This is a genomic window from Lysinibacillus sp. FSL R5-0849 (genome assembly GCF_038595075.1).
Lineage (GTDB): Bacteria > Bacillota > Bacilli > Bacillales_A > Planococcaceae > Lysinibacillus > Lysinibacillus fusiformis.
Map to the genome: position 1 here is coordinate 3,363,610 of NZ_CP152004.1, position 19,029 is coordinate 3,382,638.

Annotated in this window: 17 protein-coding genes and 1 pseudogene; 2 read left to right on the forward strand and 16 right to left on the reverse strand. The window is 32.5% G+C overall.

The window, feature by feature from the left end; genetic code table 11:
• Positions 1-11 precede the first annotated feature (11 nt).
• The 10 genes from MKY80_RS16535 to MKY80_RS16580 form a co-directional block, all read right to left on the reverse strand.
• The gene (locus MKY80_RS16535; protein ID WP_089987129.1) at positions 12-1,178 is read right to left on the reverse strand and encodes a hypothetical protein; all 1,167 of its coding nucleotides are present in this window, start codon (positions 1,176-1,178) and stop codon (positions 12-14) included.
• A gap of 20 nt (positions 1,179-1,198) precedes the next feature.
• Positions 1,199-2,872: a YcaO-like family protein gene (locus MKY80_RS16540; RefSeq protein ID WP_089987128.1), complete on the reverse strand. Its 1,674-nt coding sequence runs from the start codon at positions 2,870-2,872 to the stop codon at positions 1,199-1,201.
• Positions 2,872-4,296 carry a hypothetical protein gene (locus MKY80_RS16545; RefSeq protein ID WP_089987127.1) on the reverse strand — a complete coding sequence of 475 codons (1,425 nt, stop codon included), beginning with the start codon at positions 4,294-4,296 and terminating at the stop codon, positions 2,872-2,874. The genes MKY80_RS16540 and MKY80_RS16545 overlap by 1 nt, the downstream gene beginning before the upstream one ends.
• A gap of 5 nt (positions 4,297-4,301) precedes the next feature.
• On the reverse strand, positions 4,302-5,042 hold the full coding sequence (locus tag MKY80_RS16550; RefSeq protein WP_342530293.1) for an ABC transporter permease: 741 nt from the start codon (positions 5,040-5,042) through the stop codon (positions 4,302-4,304).
• Positions 5,043-5,054: 12 nt separating this feature from the next.
• Complete coding sequence (locus MKY80_RS16555) at positions 5,055-5,780, reverse strand: ABC transporter ATP-binding protein (protein ID WP_008179401.1); 726 nt, start codon at positions 5,778-5,780, stop codon at positions 5,055-5,057.
• Between the two features lie 11 nt (positions 5,781-5,791).
• Positions 5,792-8,269 carry a lanthionine biosynthesis protein gene (locus MKY80_RS16560; RefSeq protein ID WP_342530295.1) on the reverse strand — a complete coding sequence of 826 codons (2,478 nt, stop codon included), beginning with the start codon at positions 8,267-8,269 and terminating at the stop codon, positions 5,792-5,794.
• Positions 8,238-9,275, reverse strand: a complete 1,038-nt coding sequence (locus tag MKY80_RS16565) for a hypothetical protein (protein ID WP_342530297.1) — start codon at positions 9,273-9,275, stop codon at positions 8,238-8,240. Before MKY80_RS16565 ends, MKY80_RS16560 begins: the two co-directional genes overlap by 32 nt.
• 152 nt (positions 9,276-9,427) lie before the next feature.
• A complete protein-coding gene (locus tag MKY80_RS16570) occupies positions 9,428-9,601 on the reverse strand; it encodes a thiazolylpeptide-type bacteriocin (protein WP_008179397.1) in 174 nt (57 codons plus the stop codon).
• A 78-nt stretch (positions 9,602-9,679) separates the two neighbouring features.
• Positions 9,680-9,853 carry a thiazolylpeptide-type bacteriocin gene (locus MKY80_RS16575; protein WP_008179395.1) on the reverse strand — a complete coding sequence of 58 codons (174 nt, stop codon included), beginning with the start codon at positions 9,851-9,853 and terminating at the stop codon, positions 9,680-9,682.
• 71 nt (positions 9,854-9,924) lie between these two features.
• Positions 9,925-10,098, reverse strand: a complete 174-nt coding sequence (locus MKY80_RS16580; protein WP_008179393.1) for a thiazolylpeptide-type bacteriocin — start codon at positions 10,096-10,098, stop codon at positions 9,925-9,927.
• Positions 10,099-10,571: 473 nt separating this feature from the next.
• Between MKY80_RS16580 and MKY80_RS16585 the strand changes: the two genes are divergently transcribed.
• Positions 10,572-11,210, forward strand: coding sequence for a hypothetical protein (locus tag MKY80_RS16585; RefSeq protein ID WP_342530300.1), 639 nt, complete (start codon positions 10,572-10,574; stop codon positions 11,208-11,210).
• A 162-nt stretch (positions 11,211-11,372) separates the two neighbouring features.
• Here MKY80_RS16585 and MKY80_RS16590 read toward each other — a convergent pair whose 3' ends face one another.
• The 3 genes from MKY80_RS16590 to MKY80_RS16600 form a co-directional block, all read right to left on the reverse strand.
• The gene (locus MKY80_RS16590; RefSeq protein ID WP_089987122.1) at positions 11,373-11,594 is read right to left on the reverse strand and encodes a hypothetical protein; all 222 of its coding nucleotides are present in this window, start codon (positions 11,592-11,594) and stop codon (positions 11,373-11,375) included.
• A 957-nt stretch (positions 11,595-12,551) separates the two neighbouring features.
• Positions 12,552-13,118 carry a DUF4352 domain-containing protein gene (locus MKY80_RS16595; protein ID WP_342530304.1) on the reverse strand — a complete coding sequence of 189 codons (567 nt, stop codon included), beginning with the start codon at positions 13,116-13,118 and terminating at the stop codon, positions 12,552-12,554.
• 97 nt (positions 13,119-13,215) lie between these two features.
• Positions 13,216-13,896, reverse strand: a complete 681-nt coding sequence (locus MKY80_RS16600; RefSeq protein WP_342530305.1) for a hypothetical protein — start codon at positions 13,894-13,896, stop codon at positions 13,216-13,218.
• A gap of 343 nt (positions 13,897-14,239) precedes the next feature.
• On the opposite strand from MKY80_RS16600, the pseudogene MKY80_RS16605 reads away from it, so the two are divergent.
• Positions 14,240-15,597: pseudogene (locus MKY80_RS16605) on the forward strand (IS3 family transposase).
• Positions 15,598-15,843: 246 nt separating this feature from the next.
• Here the strand turns inward: MKY80_RS16605 and MKY80_RS16610 are convergent.
• Genes MKY80_RS16610 through MKY80_RS16620 form a run of 3 tightly spaced genes read right to left on the reverse strand, consistent with a single transcriptional unit; the run spans position 15,844 to position 18,731 of the window.
• Positions 15,844-16,959 (reverse strand): RES domain-containing protein, encoded by a 1,116-nt coding sequence (locus MKY80_RS16610; RefSeq protein ID WP_342530307.1) that lies wholly within the window; start codon positions 16,957-16,959, stop codon positions 15,844-15,846.
• Positions 16,956-17,927 carry a sce7725 family protein gene (locus MKY80_RS16615; RefSeq protein WP_342530309.1) on the reverse strand — a complete coding sequence of 324 codons (972 nt, stop codon included), beginning with the start codon at positions 17,925-17,927 and terminating at the stop codon, positions 16,956-16,958. The genes MKY80_RS16610 and MKY80_RS16615 overlap by 4 nt, the downstream gene beginning before the upstream one ends.
• A complete protein-coding gene (locus MKY80_RS16620) occupies positions 17,928-18,731 on the reverse strand; it encodes a sce7726 family protein (RefSeq protein WP_342530311.1) in 804 nt (267 codons plus the stop codon). It abuts the gene before it with no gap.
• Positions 18,732-19,029: the final 298 nt, after the last annotated feature.

Below are 19,029 nucleotides of genomic sequence, written 5' to 3' on the forward strand. Positions count from 1 at the left end.
AAGGTCCTCCTTTATTTTAGAAATATACTGTGACTTGTGTTCCAGCTCTTAAAAAGATTTAACGAGTAGCCAAGTTGTTCATTGTTCTCTAGTTTGAATTTTTCTTTTATTATTTTGTCATTATAATTTTTAATCCCTCGAGCAGCCAATCCATACTTCGCAGCAATAATAGATAAATGCTGTGCAAAATGACCCATCCTTAAAAAAATATCATCATAATCCTGACCTGATTTCTCAAAGGTAAAAAATAGCCAATAATACATGCCTTCCAAATTAGTGAAATCTTGATATTCTTGCAACATCTTCGTATACATAAGTTTACCTTTCGGTTGAATAAATTCACACGTTTCTCCAATCCGATAAAAGCCACTTTTGACATCAGTAATATTATCTATAAACGTCCACAAGCCTATTCCAGGATAGTCCTGCACAGCTGCTTGGAACTCCTGCAGTATTCGATGGTGTGTATTAGCTGACATCAACTTTTTAACTACTGCATCGCCTTTAATATTTTGCTCCGATACTCTTCTCCTGAAAAATTCTGTCTCCGGTTGCGCTTTTATATCTGTTGTACTCAAATGATATTCTTGGTCTAAAGCTATTTCCAATACAAGCGGAATTGTGACAAATTCAACAGGCTTTTCAAGCGATGCTGTTGTTAGTTTACGGTGACGAATTTGATGACCATTTAAAACATAGTCAAGATTATAAAGATAATGACCTGTATTCAATAAACTTAGCATTAAAGAAAACTCACCATAATATTTTTGGAGCTGACGATTGTCATTTACGATGACGAGATAGTCTCTTTCAGCATTCAATCCTTTAAAATATTCTTGGTGATATACATAAACTTTGTCTGTTAATGCTTTGTATACAAACATATGCGTTTTATGAACAAATACCAATTTAAGACTATCTATATTTCTAGCTTTGGGAGAAAAAGAATGGAAATAGTATTTGCTGAAAAAATCTATCCGCTGAATCATCTCTAAATAATAATAGAGATCGTAAATAATGGAACTCCAGCCATCACTTTTACCAAGCTCCTTCAAAAATTTCATGTCAATCACATCTAAATGATTATTAAACAGTGGTTCTTCATCAACATGTGCAACAGACAATGATTGCTTATAGCGATCCTCTCCGAATCGATCTAAATATTGTTGATCAATCATCCTTATTCCCTCCCGTTCAATTATGGAAATGGATGGGGTGTTTTCTCTATCCAGTCTTTATCTAGCTTCCCTGTCTTCTTAAACTGAATAGCCTTTTCAATTCGTTGACTGACAACTCGTCTATTTTGATGCCCAAAAGTCATCGTCAGCATGCCAGGCACTATATATTTCACATTTACAAATCCTGCAGAAAATAAATTCGGATTTTCTGTCATAGCCCGATACGCTTTACCAGATATATCGACCAATTGGCCTTCAAGCGTTCGAACAACCTCGGAAAATTTCCCTTGATATATTGTATATCCTGCCTCCAATTGCTCGTAGGAAGACACCATTTCCGTATTCAATGCAAACGAAAATGCATATTTCATCTCCTTGTTTGAGTAAAGTAGCAAGTGGTCTTCCAACTTGTGCACCGATTGAGGATTGTCCAACAATTGTCGTTTCCTTGTCTGATATTCCTTATTATTGAAGACATTTGTAAAAACAGTAATCGCAGTTGTAGCTTCAATCAACGCTCGCTCGATTGACTCTTCCAAGTCAAAGGAAGCCGCCGCAGCCGTGTAGAAGGCCATTTCATTTTCCTTAGGCTCCTCTTTTTCTAATAAAACCCAGATTGTCGGAATTTTCACTTCCATCGATATATCAAACAAATGTACACGGATGTTTTTTTGCTTTAAAGAGTCCAAATAAGCCTGAATTTTTTTAGAATGAATGCTAGATTCATCAATTCTGACAGGTGGAATCTGTCCATACCAAGTAGCTAAAAAAGCATCGCGTTCAATCAGCTCTAGCATCGCGTGTAGGCTGGCCTCTGCTTCTGTTGAACCGAGAGCACTGCCATTAGAGCTTTCGTAAATATATCTTTTTTCATTAGAAACAACATGAGAGTTGTAATAAATTAGCTGCTCGGGAATTAGAACATCTCTTTCACTATGCAATGCCCAAACTTTTTCATAATTCAGTGGCTGATCTTCCGAATAATTTTCTGGATTGCCATAATTGCATTGTGCCATCACTTCACTCAGTGTGAGATCAATCACTTCAGAATCTTTTTCCCGCATTGCCCTTTGTTGCTTTTTATAAGGAAACGCTGTGGCATAGCGCTCCAATGATTCCAAAATAGAAATATATTTTGACTTTTCATACGTCCCTGTCCGACCATAGGAAAGCATTGATATTCCCTTATACAATACTTCTGTCTGAACCATTGGTGTTCCATAAGAATCGCCGGAGCGAGCCAATGCATTTACAATCGACGATGGATGCGCATAGATTAATTTTTTATTTCTTTCAATCTTTTCTCTTACTTGTTCAAAGCTCAATTGTCGATTATCTTTTGCATTGAATAGAGTATCCAATTCCTGAGGTCGATTTGAACCCGTATCTACATTACACTGACAATCTCCTCGCTTGAAGGTTGCTTTCGCTTGGATTTCCAATGTATCTCGGTTTATTTCATAGAGGAACGGTTCGCTATTTGTTTGGAGCTTTTGCACAAGTGTATCAATTATTTCTGATTCTAATCGATTTGGCTGGTCTTCTTGCCAACCAAAATATTGTTGATAGCTTTTCAGTTCTTTTGTTCGCTCCTTAAAGCAATCTAGGCAAAAGAATGAATCATTCTTTGATGAATGAATAAAAATATACTTTTGGTTTGTCAGAATCGTAGCAATGTTTGTTTGTATGGTCATCACTCCACCTCCAAAAGTTCATATTCAAAACCATGATCATTGAGTATTTTCCCTACAGTAGTCTGCTGACCATTTACTAAATTTTCTTGATTAGAGTTGTCCCAATTTACAGAACTGACTTCTTTTAGATGGAGCTCATTTAAATCTACGGATTGGAAGAATGATTCCTTAATAGATACATCATTCATATGCATACTAATCCAAGTCAGTAAAACTGTTATCAACTGAGCTGCTGTTTTTACAGGGAGCTGAAAAATGAATGCCTCCGATTTATCATTTACAGCATACAAGTAATACCCCCCTCTACTACATGCCTGGAGGTAGAAATTGGTAGATAACTTTTCTTGATTCATTAAACTACTAATAAGTTCTGATTCCTCCAGCTCATTCAGATCTAATCTGTACAGTTTCCCTGTTTTATGATGTTGGGTACTATAGATGACTTTTCCCTGCTGCTTCAATAGAAGATCCTTTGAATAACTATTTTTTAATATTTCGATAAATGCTGCCTCTGAGAGAAACTGTGCGAGCCTTTCATAAGAAATATCTGCAAAGAAGTAATTTTCATCGTCTTCTGTTTGTACAGTAATAATCTGTAACGGTGATTGGTTGTAAGTAAAATACGCTCTATTTTTATTAAAAGATACTATCTTTGAATCATATTTTTTTACAAAAGTTTCGAGTGAATTATAATTCTTGATAGCATCTTGAGGCGTTCTTACTGAAATTTGATAATCCACTTTTTTAATTCCATCAAATGCCAATTTCCTTTCAACTTCCATGAGGGAATTAATACTGAATACAGGGGCCTCTTTCCCAATGATAGATATAATGGCTCCATAATAAAGGAAACCTGCTAGAAGCTTCTCTGAAATATCCTCAGCTGACACAGCCTCAAAATTCGGATGATTTCTTGTGGAAACCCATATTTTATCTTCTTTTTTCCCAATATAATAATGTGAAGCGATTTTCCCGTCTGCCAAAACTTCAATATTTTCTACTTCTACAATTTCATGTTGAATATGATTTTCTGCCAATAATTCACTGAGATAAATTGCACCAAAATAAGATGTGGGAATGTTCACACAAATTCCCTCAATGTCTCTCAGACCTTTTTCTACTGATAGACATTGCTCTTCAACCCACGGCAAATAGAGACTGTTTTTGTGAAGATCATAAACTTTTGGATCAATTAAATAAAAAACATGTTTTTCTATAAGAAATTGAATGAGTTTTGTGTAGCGGTTAAACTCTTCAAAAAGTGCTGTTTCTTCACTTCCCTGATAGGCCTTACTAATCAGGGAAGTGATTTCATCATATTCTGAAATACTTAGTTTTAATTTTATTAATTCGTTTGATCCATATATAAATAGGTCGGGTTCATTATAGTGATATCGAATATTTCTTCGAGCCTTTATTAGCATATTACTCACTCCTTCTTATTGTTGAACTTAATGACAACTAATGAAATAATCAGAAGGGCCGATGTGTACCCGATGGAAATCAGCATATCTTGATTGAGTTCAAATGTCTGATTCCAAATTGAGATATAAATATTATTTAAATGATAGAATGGGTTTACATAAGATACATACTTCACAAAATTCGGAAGACTTTCCACCGGAACAGAGAAGCCCCCAGTAAACATAACAATTTGGAACAATACAATAGACAAAATAAGTGCTGTTTTTACTTCCTTAAAGTTTGAATAAATTGCGTGAGAATAAACCAACATCACCGCATTAATTAGTAATAAGCTTACATATGACATCAAAAAATTAACAATTGAAAGCTGCAAATCATAAACTAGTAAGCCAATCAAAGTGATTAAGAAAAAGCCTGCTGTAGCTATAATAAATGACTTAGCAATACTGGACATGAGAAGAATTTTATCAGTGATCGGCGTAATGAAAAGTCTTTTTTCAATACCAGCTGCACGATTCATTACCTGATCAAAACCAAAGGCAAAAAATACGACTGAAAAACTAATGAGGACAATAAACGAAGGTGTATACATTTGAACATAGTTCATTCCTCCGTTATAGGTTGCATTACTGAACATTTGTCCCATTAAAATATATGTGACAGGCGGTACAACAACCGTAAAGACTAAATAAAATAACTCTCTAAAGAACATTTTTAAGTCATATTTAATTTGTGTTAATAACATATTTGCTCCCCCTTATTTGGCAATCTTATCGAGATAAAAGCTATTAATAGATTTATGACCGGATTTCAGAATATTTTCTGGCGTATCGAATACTTCGGTTACACCCTCATTAATGAAAAGAACTTTATCACAATAGAGTTCGATTTCATCCATATAATGAGTCGATAAAATGACTGTACTGTCATTTTTCTTAATATATCCTGTAATACTTTCCCATAATATGTTTCGCATATGAGGGTCCAGTCCGGTAGTCGGTTCATCCAAAATAATCAAACGTGGTTTAGAAGAAAAAGCGATTGCTAGACTCACCTTTTGCTTCCAACCCCCAGATAAATTATCGAAGAATGTATTTAAATGCTCCTGCAATTCAAACTCCTCAATAATTTCATTCAGATCTACTTTGCTACCATAATAGGATCTAAAAAGATCTAGTAATTCTTTTACTTTTAATTTTTTATAAAACTGTGTAGGTTGCAATACTGCGGATATATTGCTTTTAATTTTTCCAAGCTGTGCTTGATCAATTTCTTTTAAATTATTACCAAAGACAACAACCTTCCCGTCATTAAAATCTTTAATGGTCATTAAAATTTCTAAGAATGTTGATTTCCCAGCTCCATTTTTACCGATAACACCAATAATTTCACCTTTTTCAGCAATAAAATCTATTCCTTTTAGAACAGCCTTTTTTCCGTAATTCTTTGTTAGTTTTTCTACCTTTACATTAAAATTCTGCATCGTTCACCCTCCTAATTGTCAATCGTATATTCCACAACATATTCCCTAAGCTCATTTTTAAATTCAGGTAACACCTCTTCAATAAAGAACGTAGGATCTTCACTTTCTTCATTAGTAATTTCATTCATAAAATGTTTGAATAATATGGGAACTGTAATATCAATAAACAATGGCTTCATGGCAGAAATTTCTTCACCCATACGGTATTTCTTTAAAAAGAAAGTTTCAGGTAAATCCCTGTCTTGAAAATAGTTATTTATTAATGAATACAGCTCTACTTCATTTGCCGCATCCTTGCTTATACGCTCAATATCCTCGTGTTTGATATTCCACTTCTTTCTGTACATCACAATATTTTCAAAACTAATTCTTGGCATATCACTTCTTTTTTTCAAAAAGTAATTTATATCAAAGTTAATTCTTCCGCTTTGAAACAGAAGTAGCAATACAGATAAAACACCTGGTAGAAACACTGGCACTAATGACGATTTATAGGCGACCCTTGCTTCATTTTTCTGATGGTCGAGCACTTTCAATTTTTTCGTTTTCTCATCGTATTTAACCGAAAAATCTGATATATGAGGATAACCAACATCATGGAATCTCTGATTTCCAAACTCTAAATTTAATTTTTGTTTATAATTTCTATCATGAATACCGCCATTAAATCCAAACAGCTCTGTCACTTCATAATAATTTTTATCATAATAATTTTTCCCTATATATTCTTGATACTGTGAATCATTATTCAAATCCTCAAAGAAGTCTTTAAACCTGGATAAAAATTTCTCCTGACCGTCATAAATATCGTTTAAAATTACTTTCTCCTGAAAAAGCTGATAAAAGAATGTCATACTAAATTCATTGCCGTATTTAATATACGTAGGAATTTTTTTAGAGAAGGGCTTGATTAGTTCCTGAAAATCTATTTCTACATCTTGATTTTCATCTAAGTATTGGGAAAAGAATGCTTTAAATTCGTCTCTAAGATCATCCAAAATCTTTACTTCAGGTGCAATCGCGTCATCATAGCGGTAATCCATGTCTTGGAAATAAGGGAAGAAGTATCTCAATTTTTCGAAGAATACATTGTTTAATAAATTGCTGTCAGATAAACTTATCTCCGAGTGCCCATATATTTTTTTATAAAGCGCAGCAACTTCGTATTGCACACGAATATTCACATCAAACAACAGTAAAAATGCCGTAATTTCTTCAAAAAAATGATTAGAAAATTTATTGTCAATATCTTTAAGGCTGCTCTTATTACTTTGAGCATCAAACAAGATATCTTCATATAGAATCTCCGTACCAAAATTCGGAATAGTTTCACTCAAATTTTTAATAATATCCTCAATCTTTTTCCAAAGAACTAACCGCCCATTTGTATCTGCCTGCTCGAATTCCTTTTGCAATTCATTAATGAATTGCAGCTGGCGTGATAGCTCTTCGCAAATATCATGGTCTTTTAAATAGGAAATCATTTCTTCTACAAGATTTCTTTTAGCATTTACTGAAATTTTTTGTACTACAATTTTCGTGGTAACAAGCTTTTTAAATACATCCAACTCATGCCCCGAATAAAGATCATGTTCACTTAGAAATTGAGCAAATTCTTTATAATACATCGTTTGCCCTTGTTTTTTCTTTAGAAATTGAATTACTTCTTCCGCAATCCCCATCTCAACCAGCTTATCTCTTGTTTCATATATTTTCTTAGATTGCGGTACATTCTCTTGCGTGACAAAAAAGATTTTAGAATTCCTTTGCCCAAATTTAGAAATATGGACTGGAATTTTTTCTAATGTATCATTGTTCGTACGAATAACTTCCAAAAATATTCTAAAAAGTAGCGCATGGTTTAATTCGATATTCGCCTTCTTTTTGATTAAAAATCGATTACCAGAAGAGCCTGTTTGCGTAAGATAAGAAAACGGACTAGTCTTCATAGAGCTGCGCATTAACAAGTTGATAATAAAATTGTCCAACTTTTTTTCTTTTTTATTATGTGTTTGGACAGGTTTGGATAAATATTTTTCAATGTTCTTATAAATAGTTTGATTAAAAAATAAAACGGTCTTTTGCAGCTGCTCATCTGCTATTTCTCGTTGCAGAATCTCTCTTGACTTCAATACAGCTTCCTCGTACCTTTGTTGCAGTGCTTCTTGATACAACTCTAATTGATCTAAAAGCTCTACTAGTCGATTCAATAAAATTGGCCCTGAGTATTTCCTTAAACGAATGCTACGCAAATTATGAACATCCCGTTTCAGATTCAATAGCTTCGGATCCTTTTGTAGAGAGAACTCTTCTTCAATTTGACTGACTACCATTTCTTTCTCTCTTTCAACTTTTGCATGAACATTGTCAATCGCTTCTTTAGCAGACTGAATTTCCTTCGCTTTTTCTCTCATTTCAAAGTACCACTGATCAGAAGTATTGGTTCCTCGATAAATACTAAATGGATTTTGAGTAACGATTATAGTCAAGTCCTAACTCCTCCCTCCAAGTCATCCCTTTTTTACTTTCCACAATTCTGTAAGCCATATAAATATACTTTTGCTTCTTCAAAGCACTTATATTAAAGTAAGGTAATAGTAAATACAGCAGATTTACGGTAAATCTATAAGCCGTTGCCTCAGGATTTTCCATAAAGTTATTTTCCTTTGAATAGGCAACAAAATTCCTATGAAATTCATTTTTAAAATTCTTCTCTAATTCCTCAATAGTACGAGTCAATTCCGCTTTATAGTGATCGTCTAACAATTCATCCACCTGACTTAAACAACTTCCATAGAACTCTGTAAAATAGTTAAACCATCTATTGATTATTGGAGAATGTGCTTTCTCTGCAGCTTCTAAACCTGATTGTCTTTCTAAATAAAATGTCTCAAATAGCTTTTCGGTATATGGTTTCTCTTGCTTGGCAGAAAGCTCAAAGAAGCCCTGAACATGCGAGACAAACGAAAAATAACCTTTATTATTATTCTTTTCATGATAGACATCTGAAATTCTCGAAAAAATAAGGGGAAACAGCTCCTCAACGCTAATGTTCTGTGCTTCTATATAGTTTCGAGTATCCAATAGCAATGGGTAATGTCTGAATCGTTCGTTCATATATAAATTCGTTAATCGTTCATTATGAACAGGCAAATTATAAGGATATATGTCCATTTCCCCGTGTTCTCGAATAGCTCGTTCATTTTTCTTATTTTCTAAATTTGATAGCAATCGGGAGCTTTGCTCATATTTTTTCTTCACTTGATCAATATATGATTTATCCAATGGCTGTTCTTCGATTAGCTGGCGCACTCTTTTTTTCAAAGTGTCATATTCAGATTGTGAAATTTTATTTTTTGTAATCAACTGAATATGAGGTCCCCCCTCCCAGCCTTTTGACACAAAATATTGATGTTTATCCCACAACTCATCAATAAGTAATAGCAATGATTGTTCTAATGAACTGTCATAGTTATAAATACAGGTTTGATACATGGCAACACACCCTTATGTATTTTTTCTTTAACAAGACAATGTTTGATTCTAAAAATTCATTTGTTCAATTCTTCATGGTTGAGCATCTTCAAATAAAGAGAATTGGGCGGTTGTCACAATATGTTGTTTCAACCGCTCCATTTTTTAAGTCATTAACAAGAACCACAGCATGATGTTGAGCCGCATGTAGATGATGCTGAACAACTTGTAGAGCCACTGCTTGCTGTTGTTTCTGGAATCGCAGACACCTCGTCTAAATCTAGTAATTCCACTTCTAAATCAAATTCTTTTGTAGTTACTTCCTGCGTATGCATCTCTTTTTTCATCCCTTGTTCCTCCCCATAAATAGTAATTAATTGTTTATACTATTTTTCGAAACCGACTCTACCTCTTCCAAACATTTATTAACAAGAACCACAGCATGATGTTGAACCACATGTTGATGATGCCGAACAACTTGTTGAGCCACTGCTTGCTGTCGTTTCTGGGATCGCTGACACTTCATCCAAATCTAATAATTCCACTTCTAAATCAAATTCTTTTGCATTTACTGTTTGAGTAGTCATCTCTTTTTTCATCTTTAGTTCCTCCTATAAATAATGATTATTTGGTTTCTACAATAAAAACTTAAATTTGTCCAAGTGAATTATTAACAAGAACCACAGCATGATGTTGAACCACATGTTGATGAAGCTGAACAACTTGTTGAGCCACTGCTTGCTGTTGTTTCTGGAATCGCTGACACTTCATCCAAATCTAATAATTCTACTTCTAAATCGAATTCATTTGCACTCAGTTCTTTTTTTCTTAAGTCTTTTTCCATTTTTCTTTTCTCCTTTCATTTATTTACATACACACTATAACTCGAGAATTCTACGGTTATTCATTCCTTTCATACAAACTGCTCCTCTATACTTAGGTGTCCTTGTTAGCTAAATTAGGTGTGCAATTTTCTATCTTAACTGTCAATAAAATTTGTTATTTTCATGATTGATGGCAATATAAACATGATTGATTTGAATGAAAAAGAACCGCTTAAGCATTTTTCTCAAGCGTTTTTTTCCATCTCGCTATATGAATCCTCACTTAAATCCAATACTTGTAAATATAGAACCATTTAATGGTTACTAGACCTAAGCAGTTAGCTCAATAAAAGAATTAGAAAAGAGGGGAGATTTAATGAAACATTTATATGCTTTTGAAAACGAAGAGGATTTCTCAAAATTTCAGGGGATCATCGAGAGACTTACGCAAAATTTATTAAAATTCCAATACGCATTATAACAAAATTATGCTTTGAGGGATTTACCAAAAGGTATAGGTTGGACATCCGAAGAATTAGCTACAACTATATTTTCCCAAATTCCTATACCTGCCTTTACAAACAAGGATACGATTTATATTTCTCCTGACTTATCAGGTTGGAGGAAATTATTAGTTAGCCAGTTAGAAGGTCATGAGAATGATCATCCAAGTATTAAAGAGTTTTATGAAAATATGTCAGAAAATCATTTATTAACGATATTAGGACATGAATTAGCCCATCATTCAAATTTATTCATTGATGAGTTCGATGATGAGAGAGAGGACAGTATATGGTTTGAAGAAGGAATGTGTGATTATTTAGCAAAGAAATATTTATTGAATAGCGTTGAATTTAATAAAATTACTGAAATAGAATCAAAAATGATAGAAATATTTAAAACCAAATACGGCAATCATTCCTTGGATGAGTTTGGAAAATTTAGTTATCAGGGAGGTTTAACGAGTATAATGTTTGATTATTGGCGTAGTTTTATGGCTGTCAAGTATTTAATAGAGGTACGTGCAAATCATAATGTGATGGTAGTTTTTGATGAATACCATAAATGGGATAAGGAAGGTAGGAAATTGCCATTAACGCAGTATTTTAACATAGATTCCTTATTCGACTAACGTGTATGATGAAGTTCATACACGCCAGTCCTTTTGGTATAGGGGATTTCTGTCTTACATTGGCTCAAGGTTTTACCTTAGTTACTGATAGATTAAATTTACATAAAAAAGTTCAGCCGGAAAATTTTGGCTGAACAATATCTTATGAGGGACCCATTTAAATTACCATTTCACATTATTTTTATGATTTTTTAAATAAACATATTCTGAATTATTAAGGGCTTTCCAACTACTCACAAAATTCAAAAGCAGCATGAAAACTCCAAATAGTACAAATCCGACCATGTAATGACCTGAGAAAAATAAAACAAACGCTGCAACTAATAATGCTATCATCAATATGATAGCTAAAACTTGCCATTTCCCGTACTTCTTTTCATCCACACACTCCACCTCCTAATAATTGAATATTTTGCATATTTAATTATGTATTATTTTACAATTTTTTGATATTTTACACAAACTTCATGGAGGTAGCCTCTTTAAAGGATTCGCCTACTATTGAAACTTACTTCTGACACAATATCTTATTTATCAAATAATAATGAATTCTAGAAAACCAGTAATATAGGACTTCTATTTCAAGCTTTTTCTTCTATCTTATGGGGTCTCAATGTCACTAAATTTCCATTTCCACACCAGATTAACATATATTGTGTTACAATCGCTATACAGAAATATTTAAAACCTTGTAGAAGAAGGAATGAGAATTCTATGAAAATGTTAAGAACGATTTGGGGTATATTATTGTGCATATATGGAGTCGCTTTATATCTAAAATATTTCCAAATTGTCAGTGAAGGATGGAAAATAGTCCTTACTCTATTATCAGGGAGTTTATGTATTTTAGGAATTATATTAATGTTTAAAGCAATACAAAAGAAAGAATGATCGTTACTACAGCTTATCAGAGAATCAAAATTGTAGTTGTTAAAAATAACTACTTTATATTCACGAATAGATTTACAACACCCATCAAACTACTTACTCATTTCTTTAAAGGCTAATGCTGCACTCCCTAAACCATGTAAAAAAACTATCGTAGGATTCTCAGCACTTCCCCAAGTAAAAACATTATCGTTATTCATCTAAATCAATTCTCCCATACTTGACTACTTATAATATTCCATAAATAGAAATAATATATCTTTATTGTAAAGTAACCGCCTTACACTTTTATAACAAATTTTACTAAATTCGGGTTTATAAGTAAGGTGACCCTGGCCCTATCCACAGCTGATGTATCCGCATTGAATTGCTATTCTAATTGTTGCCATTATCCCACATCTTTTCGAGATAATAAAAAGCATCCTATTTTTAATTAAAGGATGCTTTAATAAATTATCGTATATTTATTTGGACTTTATCTTCTTCTTTCTCCATGAAGATACTTATACTTTCTGAAGCCTCCACTACATTATCCGGCATTTCGATAGCAACAAACCCTTTAGCAGTTGATAAAGGGCGCACATTTTCGTGATGTAAATCACCATCCATTAAAGTTAAAGAAATTTCATAATCATATTTGTCGTTAAAAACAGCTTTTATAGACGCTCCATTCCTTGGTTTCATTAACTGATCAGCTTCTGTTCCATTGTTAATAACGTTAAAATTCAGTATTAAAAACTTGTTTCCTTCATTAGCTTCAGTTGAAACCGATTCTCTTATAATAGTCTTGTTAAATTCAAACGACTCCAAAGTAACTTCCCAATCTTCTAATTTAAAAGTTTCACCAATTTGTTTAAGTTCGAATTCTTCATTTTTTTGTTCTTCCTTTGATTCTTCTTCAATCTTTTCGTCTATTTTATCTTTACTTGTTTCATTTGCTAATGAGTTACTTGTAGGATTACTTCCACACCCAGCTAAAAACAGACAGAACATAAATAGATAAATAAATGTTCTTTTCATTAAAATCGCTCCAATACATAAATATACATAATATAGTGAGATTTCACTATACTCTTAAGTTTAAAATAGAATAAACACCCATTAGGTGCTCTTCAACTTACTTGTTGGCATTTTCATTTAAAGCCTCTGGATAAACCATAGTATCAAATACTTTTCCATTTGATTCATCTTTAAAATTTATTGTGACATTATAATCTTCTACGTCCGCACCGTTAAATAATTGATAGTACATACCTGCTAAAGCTAGCCCAAAAGACGCTAATGCATCGAAACTCCCCTCATACTTTTCTTTATTTACTGTGAGTGTAAACTCAGAAAATAATTTGTTATAAGCTACATCATTTATAGAAGCAAAATCTTCGCTTGTTTTAAGTTCTTCTACACTTTTTACAATTCTTTCTTTTAAATCCTTCATCATTTCTTTGTGCTTGGATTTTGACATTTTATAAGTTAAAGAACCATCATCATTCTTAATGACGTCCTTAATTCCACTATTTTTTGCCTCAGAAATAATAGTATCTACGTCTTGCCCCATGTATAATGTAGCTGGTATTGTGACTTCAACATTTAAAAGACCTTTATCAACTTTTAATGGGTCTTCGGATGCTTTATCAGCACCATCTGTTTTCTTACCACTTTCATCACTCTGGTTACAAGCTATTAACAAAATACTTAGTAGCAATGTAAGTGGTATAATAAGAATTTTTTTCATTTTTTTCAATCTCCCTTCTTCACAAATATACATGGATAATGAAGGAATTTCTAATACTATTTTCATATTTATACATTTGTTTAAATCCACAATAACAAATACCTTCAATGATCGACCAACTTCAATAAATCAATGATGGGAGCGTTAGAAGAAAAAAAAAACCGATTTACCTAGAATTCTGCTACTTATGAAGGTGAGCACCTGAAAGTTCAAACTCACTTGGGATGTTAAAATTAGGAAAACAATGAATATCTATGGCATTTATATGAAACATATCACGGACCTTGTTCACACTTTGGGCACCATTTATAAATTAAACAATTTGAATTAAAACAAAAAGCCTTACAACCGTTGTGTGAACTGCCCCGTAAAAGTTAGACATTAATCTAACTTTTACGGGGGTTTTTTTATGACAAAAGTAAGTGTTGAACAACGTATTCAAGCAGTTCAACGATATTTAAATGGAAATGAAACTTTGATCGAAATTGCGAATGATATCGGTGTGACAGCTCAGATTGTCAGTGAATGGGTTCGCCGTTATCAAAAAAATGGCGTAGAGACTTTCTTAAAGTCCTATACAAACTATTCAGCTGACTATAAAATGAATGTACTTAATTATATGAACGAGACAGGTACATCTTCGAGAGACACAGCTGCACTATTCAATATTTCATCTCCTGGCATGATTCGGAATTGGAAGTTGAAGTTTGAAGTTGGTGGTTATGATGCTCTTGTTTCTAAGAAAAAGGGGCATCTATCTATGAAAAAAGAGACAAAATGAACAACGAAATCAACACCAGCTGAAGGATCTGTTGAGGCGTTAGAAGCACGAATCAAACAATTAGAAATGGAGAATGCGTACTTAAAAAAGTTGAATACTTTAGTTCAAATGCAAGAAAAATTACCAATCAAATCAAAGCGCAAGTAATTTATGAACTAAAGGAAATCTATGAAGTAGTGGAATTAATCAAAGTCGCTGATATTCCACGTAGTACGTATTATTACTGGGAAAAGCGTTTGAATCGTCATGATAAATACGCTGATGTGAAAGTCGCAATTCAGTCCATTTATCATGAACATAAGGGACGTTATGGTTATCGTCGGATCACCAAAGAACTAAAAAAATTTGGTATTCATCATGATCCGAAAACGATTAACTGCTTGATGAATGCCATTGGCATAAAGTGCGAAGTCCGCATGAAGAAATATCGTTCGTATAAAGGTAACGTCGGAAAAATTGCCCCAAACATATTACAACGCGATTTTACAGCGGAAAAAATGAACGAGAAATGGGTAACAGACGTGACAGAGTTCCATCTATTTGGTGAGAAACGCTATTTATCACCCGTCCTTGATCTATGTAATGGCGAAATCATTGCATACACGGTAATGAAGCGTCCAGTGTATAAACTAGTCCATAATATGTTAGAACAAGCATTGGAGCGCCTCGAATCAAGTGATCAAGTTATTCTTCATTAAGATCAAGGTTGGCATTATCAAATGAAAAAGTATCAACAAACATTAAAGCAACATGGTATTACGCAGAGTATGTCCCGTCAGGGTAATTGTTTGGACAACGCAGTCAACGAAAATTTCTTTGGCTTATTAAAATCTGAACTCCTGTATCTACAAGAATTTGAATCCATGGCACATTTTAAACAGGAACTCAAAGACTATATTCACTATTACAATCACAAACGAATGAAAGAAAAATTAAAAGACCTAAGCCCGGTGGAGTACCGAACTCAGGTCTTAGCAGTTGCTTAACTAAATATGTCTAACTTTTTTGGGTCAGATCATGTGGCTGTAAGGCTTTGTATGACGTCCCAGGAGGGATTCGAACCCCCGACCGACGGCTTAGTTTACACTATAGTTTTCACTACTTATACTAGGCACACCAAGTGTTTGAGACGTATTCATTTCGTAATAGGGATTCGGTCAAATTACGTTCTAAGACCGAAAGTATCTTCCTCACTCATTATAAACTCTATACCTGAAGAGAATCCAGTTATATCAATCTTCCAATGGTTGAACTTCATGATTATATGAAACTGCGTTAATCTCTGTCTTACTAATTTCAATACATTCAAAGCAATTCTGGGAAAAAACCATTAGATTGTGTCCCGTGGTACTTAATGTACTTTTAAATTCAATCCCTGAGAAACGAATATCCTCCTCTCTCATGTCAAAATCATTAATTGATTTAATCAAATCTACAAAAAACTGCGTTGGTAGATAATCTAATATGCTATCCCCTGTTTTAATTGGTTTTGAAATTTCTTCGCTCAGTTTTCGAAAATTATCATAATTGACTATATATTTAGCAGGATTATCTTCAAAATCAAAAATACTAATTGTTTTTAGCTTTCGAAAATCTACCACCTTAATATCATGTTTTAATCTAAAATTACCAATATATATTTTATCTTTTGTTTTTGGACGAATTTCTTTTATTACAGTCTCTATATCCTTAGCTAAATAAAGGTGACTTATTCCCTCTGAATTAGCTCTACCAGCACTTGCTAAATACGCTGGAGGAGCGTACATCTTTTTTTTAATTAATTCTTCATTATTACTTATCCTAGCTCTATAAAATATTGAGTTTTCTTTAATAGTTCTAGTTAGCCCTTCAATATATTCCTTAAAAACATCAAAATTAATATGTCTTGAATGAAATCTATTATTACAACGTATGTACGTTATAAATTCTTCCCAAGTAAATTCTTTTAATAATGAACTACTATTTAAAAAGCTACTTGAAGTATATTCTGATACACCCACAGTTTCTCTTAACAATTCTACTTTATCAGGGAAATTACTCTTTAAAAGTTCTTCCAAAAAATCGACTACTCTTTCCTTTGGAAATACATCAGAGAATACATTATATTGATTAGCAAAGACATCCTTAATTAAAAATAATTTACCCGAAGGATAATCTTCAGGTAGTTCATCTCTTTTTCTAAATACATTAAATATTCCACTAAATTTTACATCCAACCCTGAATCATTGCTGATATCATACACAAAAACATTTTGAGAACCACAAAAATCACAGCATGCTTTATTGCTTAAGCTACGGATTGTATCTTTAATAACCCCATGCATAAAGCATTTTTCACAGCATTTCATCCTTTTGTGTTCTCCTCTACTCTGTCTAAAATTTTACCTACTAACTCAAGATGATGCATAATTGATAATTTTTTCAAAGTCGGTAAACCTGGATAAGTTCCATCTTCATAATGTTGCCTAAATACACTTATCGCATAAGTAGACATAATCTCATTAAAGTTCCGTTCATCTAACCAGGTAATCATTTTTCCTAATGCTTCAGAGAATTTACCTGCTGGGTCACTTGTATCTTCATTTGAATCAGATACAAAATGCATAATTTCCAAAGCGTTTTCATCATTTGGAAATACAATATGAATAGCTACAGCATAAGGAGCAAATCCAGCCTCATTATAATCTGCACCTACAATTGAATAATCAGAATATCCAATATAGCCATCTACACTAAAATAGAGATGTTCTTCAGAGAAAAACTCATGCTCACAATCTGCATAATCAGCATTTCTACTTAATTTATTAAATTTATCTTCTAATATAACTAATTTTTCTCCATTTAATCTCCTGCGATACGAACTGTCTTGTGGTACTACATTAATACATGGAGAATGAAGTAAGCCATTATCTTTATAAATCTGTTTATACAAATCAATTAAATTTCTATCACTGTGAATTATCGCTATGTCCCCTAAAGTTATTTTAAATTCATCTAAATTCGCTCCAATTTGAGTTTCAGACTGTTTATTCATGTGATGCCCGATAATTACTGCATTGCTATTAATCATTTCTCTATATTGGATATAAATCTTTTCAACAGATAATTCTTCTTTCATAGCCCCTACTTTTGGATTTGTAACTACTATTATTTTTTTCTCTCTTTCCTCAAAACATTTAATAGTAGAAACCAAAGTCGGACTAATTTTTATAGGTTCAATTATAGGTATAATTCTCTTGCTTAATAAATCTCTCGTTATTAGTTCCCTTAATGCCAATAAATCATATTGCCTACCTCTAATCAACGGATAATACATCTAATCGCCCCTTAATTTACATAATACATTTTCAACTTCACTATCATTATTGCATTCATTGTAAACTAACCATCTAAGTTCAAATGGTACTTGCTTTAATAAAACACTATTTTTTATTTTTTTTCTGTCAGAAATACTTTTAAAAACTAGACGCTGAGCTTCAAGAATATCCAATGCTTTAAACCAATTTAGAGACGCTTTGAAATATTCAACCGGTTTAACATTAGGTACTTCCCCAAACTTTAATTTTAAAATTTCTTCATATTCATACTTTCTAAGAAGTTTAAATAAAGCCTCATGATTCAAATTACATACATTATTTACAGAATTTTTCCTAACACTTAATCTATCCCTTTTAGTTAATACTATTATCCCTACGTCTAAATTAGCTTCTTTTAAAACTTTATAAACGGGATAATAAAGATTTTCTGATGTAACAACAAATATCTCATTAAATACTTTGGAGTAATCTGTTAATTGATATACTAATCTTTCTAAATTATCTAATTCAGTCTTAATTTCATAAACTGTTGCCTTTAAATTATTTATTATTATATAATCAGCTTTAGACTTTACAATATTTACTTCACTGTATGCCACTGTAGTAGATAGACTATATTTACCAAGAACAATTTTATTAAAAATAGTGTTCTTATAAAAAAATTCATTTCGATACTTTAAACTTAATGCTTTATAGTTCTCTGATACTTCCTCAATAAAAGAACAGTTTTGAAAGTCCTTTTCTTGTAATGTAGCAAATAGATTTCTTTTAGTAAAAAACCTATTTAAATAATTTATTTCCATCTCTTAATTCACACTTTCTAATTTGAATCTTTTAGATTAATAGAAAAAAATTATAATTTATTTCTCCAACTTGATAAAGAAAAATATTTCCTTCTCTATTATACACCTTTTAAAATAGGTATCCACTTTTTAACACATTTATAGTTCTTTAGGAAAAAGACTGTATACCCATCTAGTTTTCTTAATGTTATTAGTTTTATTTTATAATCATATATAAACCACAACCACACACTGTAGAAATGTACATGGCTTCACATACATAAAAGTTCTTTTTGTATATCGAAAACACAGAAGTATA

What these genes read in the sequence shown, in the direction of transcription:
- MKY80_RS16535 (WP_089987129.1), bottom strand. Translation starts at nt 1,178, where the DNA reads ATGATTGATCAACAATATTTAGATCGATTCGGAGAGGATCGCTATAAG.
- MKY80_RS16540 (WP_089987128.1), bottom strand. Translation starts at nt 2,872, where the DNA reads ATGACCATACAAACAAACATTGCTACGATTCTGACAAACCAAAAGTAT.
- MKY80_RS16545 (WP_089987127.1), bottom strand. Translation starts at nt 4,296, where the DNA reads ATGCTAATAAAGGCTCGAAGAAATATTCGATATCACTATAATGAACCC.
- MKY80_RS16550 (WP_342530293.1), bottom strand. Translation starts at nt 5,042, where the DNA reads ATGTTATTAACACAAATTAAATATGACTTAAAAATGTTCTTTAGAGAG.
- MKY80_RS16555 (WP_008179401.1), bottom strand. Translation starts at nt 5,780, where the DNA reads ATGCAGAATTTTAATGTAAAGGTAGAAAAACTAACAAAGAATTACGGA.
- MKY80_RS16565 (WP_342530297.1), bottom strand. Translation starts at nt 9,275, where the DNA reads ATGTATCAAACCTGTATTTATAACTATGACAGTTCATTAGAACAATCA.
- MKY80_RS16570 (WP_008179397.1), bottom strand. Translation starts at nt 9,601, where the DNA reads ATGAAAAAAGAGATGCATACGCAGGAAGTAACTACAAAAGAATTTGAT.
- MKY80_RS16575 (WP_008179395.1), bottom strand. Translation starts at nt 9,853, where the DNA reads ATGAAAAAAGAGATGACTACTCAAACAGTAAATGCAAAAGAATTTGAT.
- MKY80_RS16580 (WP_008179393.1), bottom strand. Translation starts at nt 10,098, where the DNA reads ATGGAAAAAGACTTAAGAAAAAAAGAACTGAGTGCAAATGAATTCGAT.
- MKY80_RS16595 (WP_342530304.1), bottom strand. Translation starts at nt 13,118, where the DNA reads ATGAAAAGAACATTTATTTATCTATTTATGTTCTGTCTGTTTTTAGCT.
- MKY80_RS16600 (WP_342530305.1), bottom strand. Translation starts at nt 13,896, where the DNA reads ATGAAAATAGTATTAGAAATTCCTTCATTATCCATGTATATTTGTGAA.
- MKY80_RS16610 (WP_342530307.1), bottom strand. Translation starts at nt 16,959, where the DNA reads ATGAAATGCTGTGAAAAATGCTTTATGCATGGGGTTATTAAAGATACA.
- MKY80_RS16615 (WP_342530309.1), bottom strand. Translation starts at nt 17,927, where the DNA reads ATGTATTATCCGTTGATTAGAGGTAGGCAATATGATTTATTGGCATTA.
- MKY80_RS16620 (WP_342530311.1), bottom strand. Translation starts at nt 18,731, where the DNA reads ATGGAAATAAATTATTTAAATAGGTTTTTTACTAAAAGAAATCTATTT.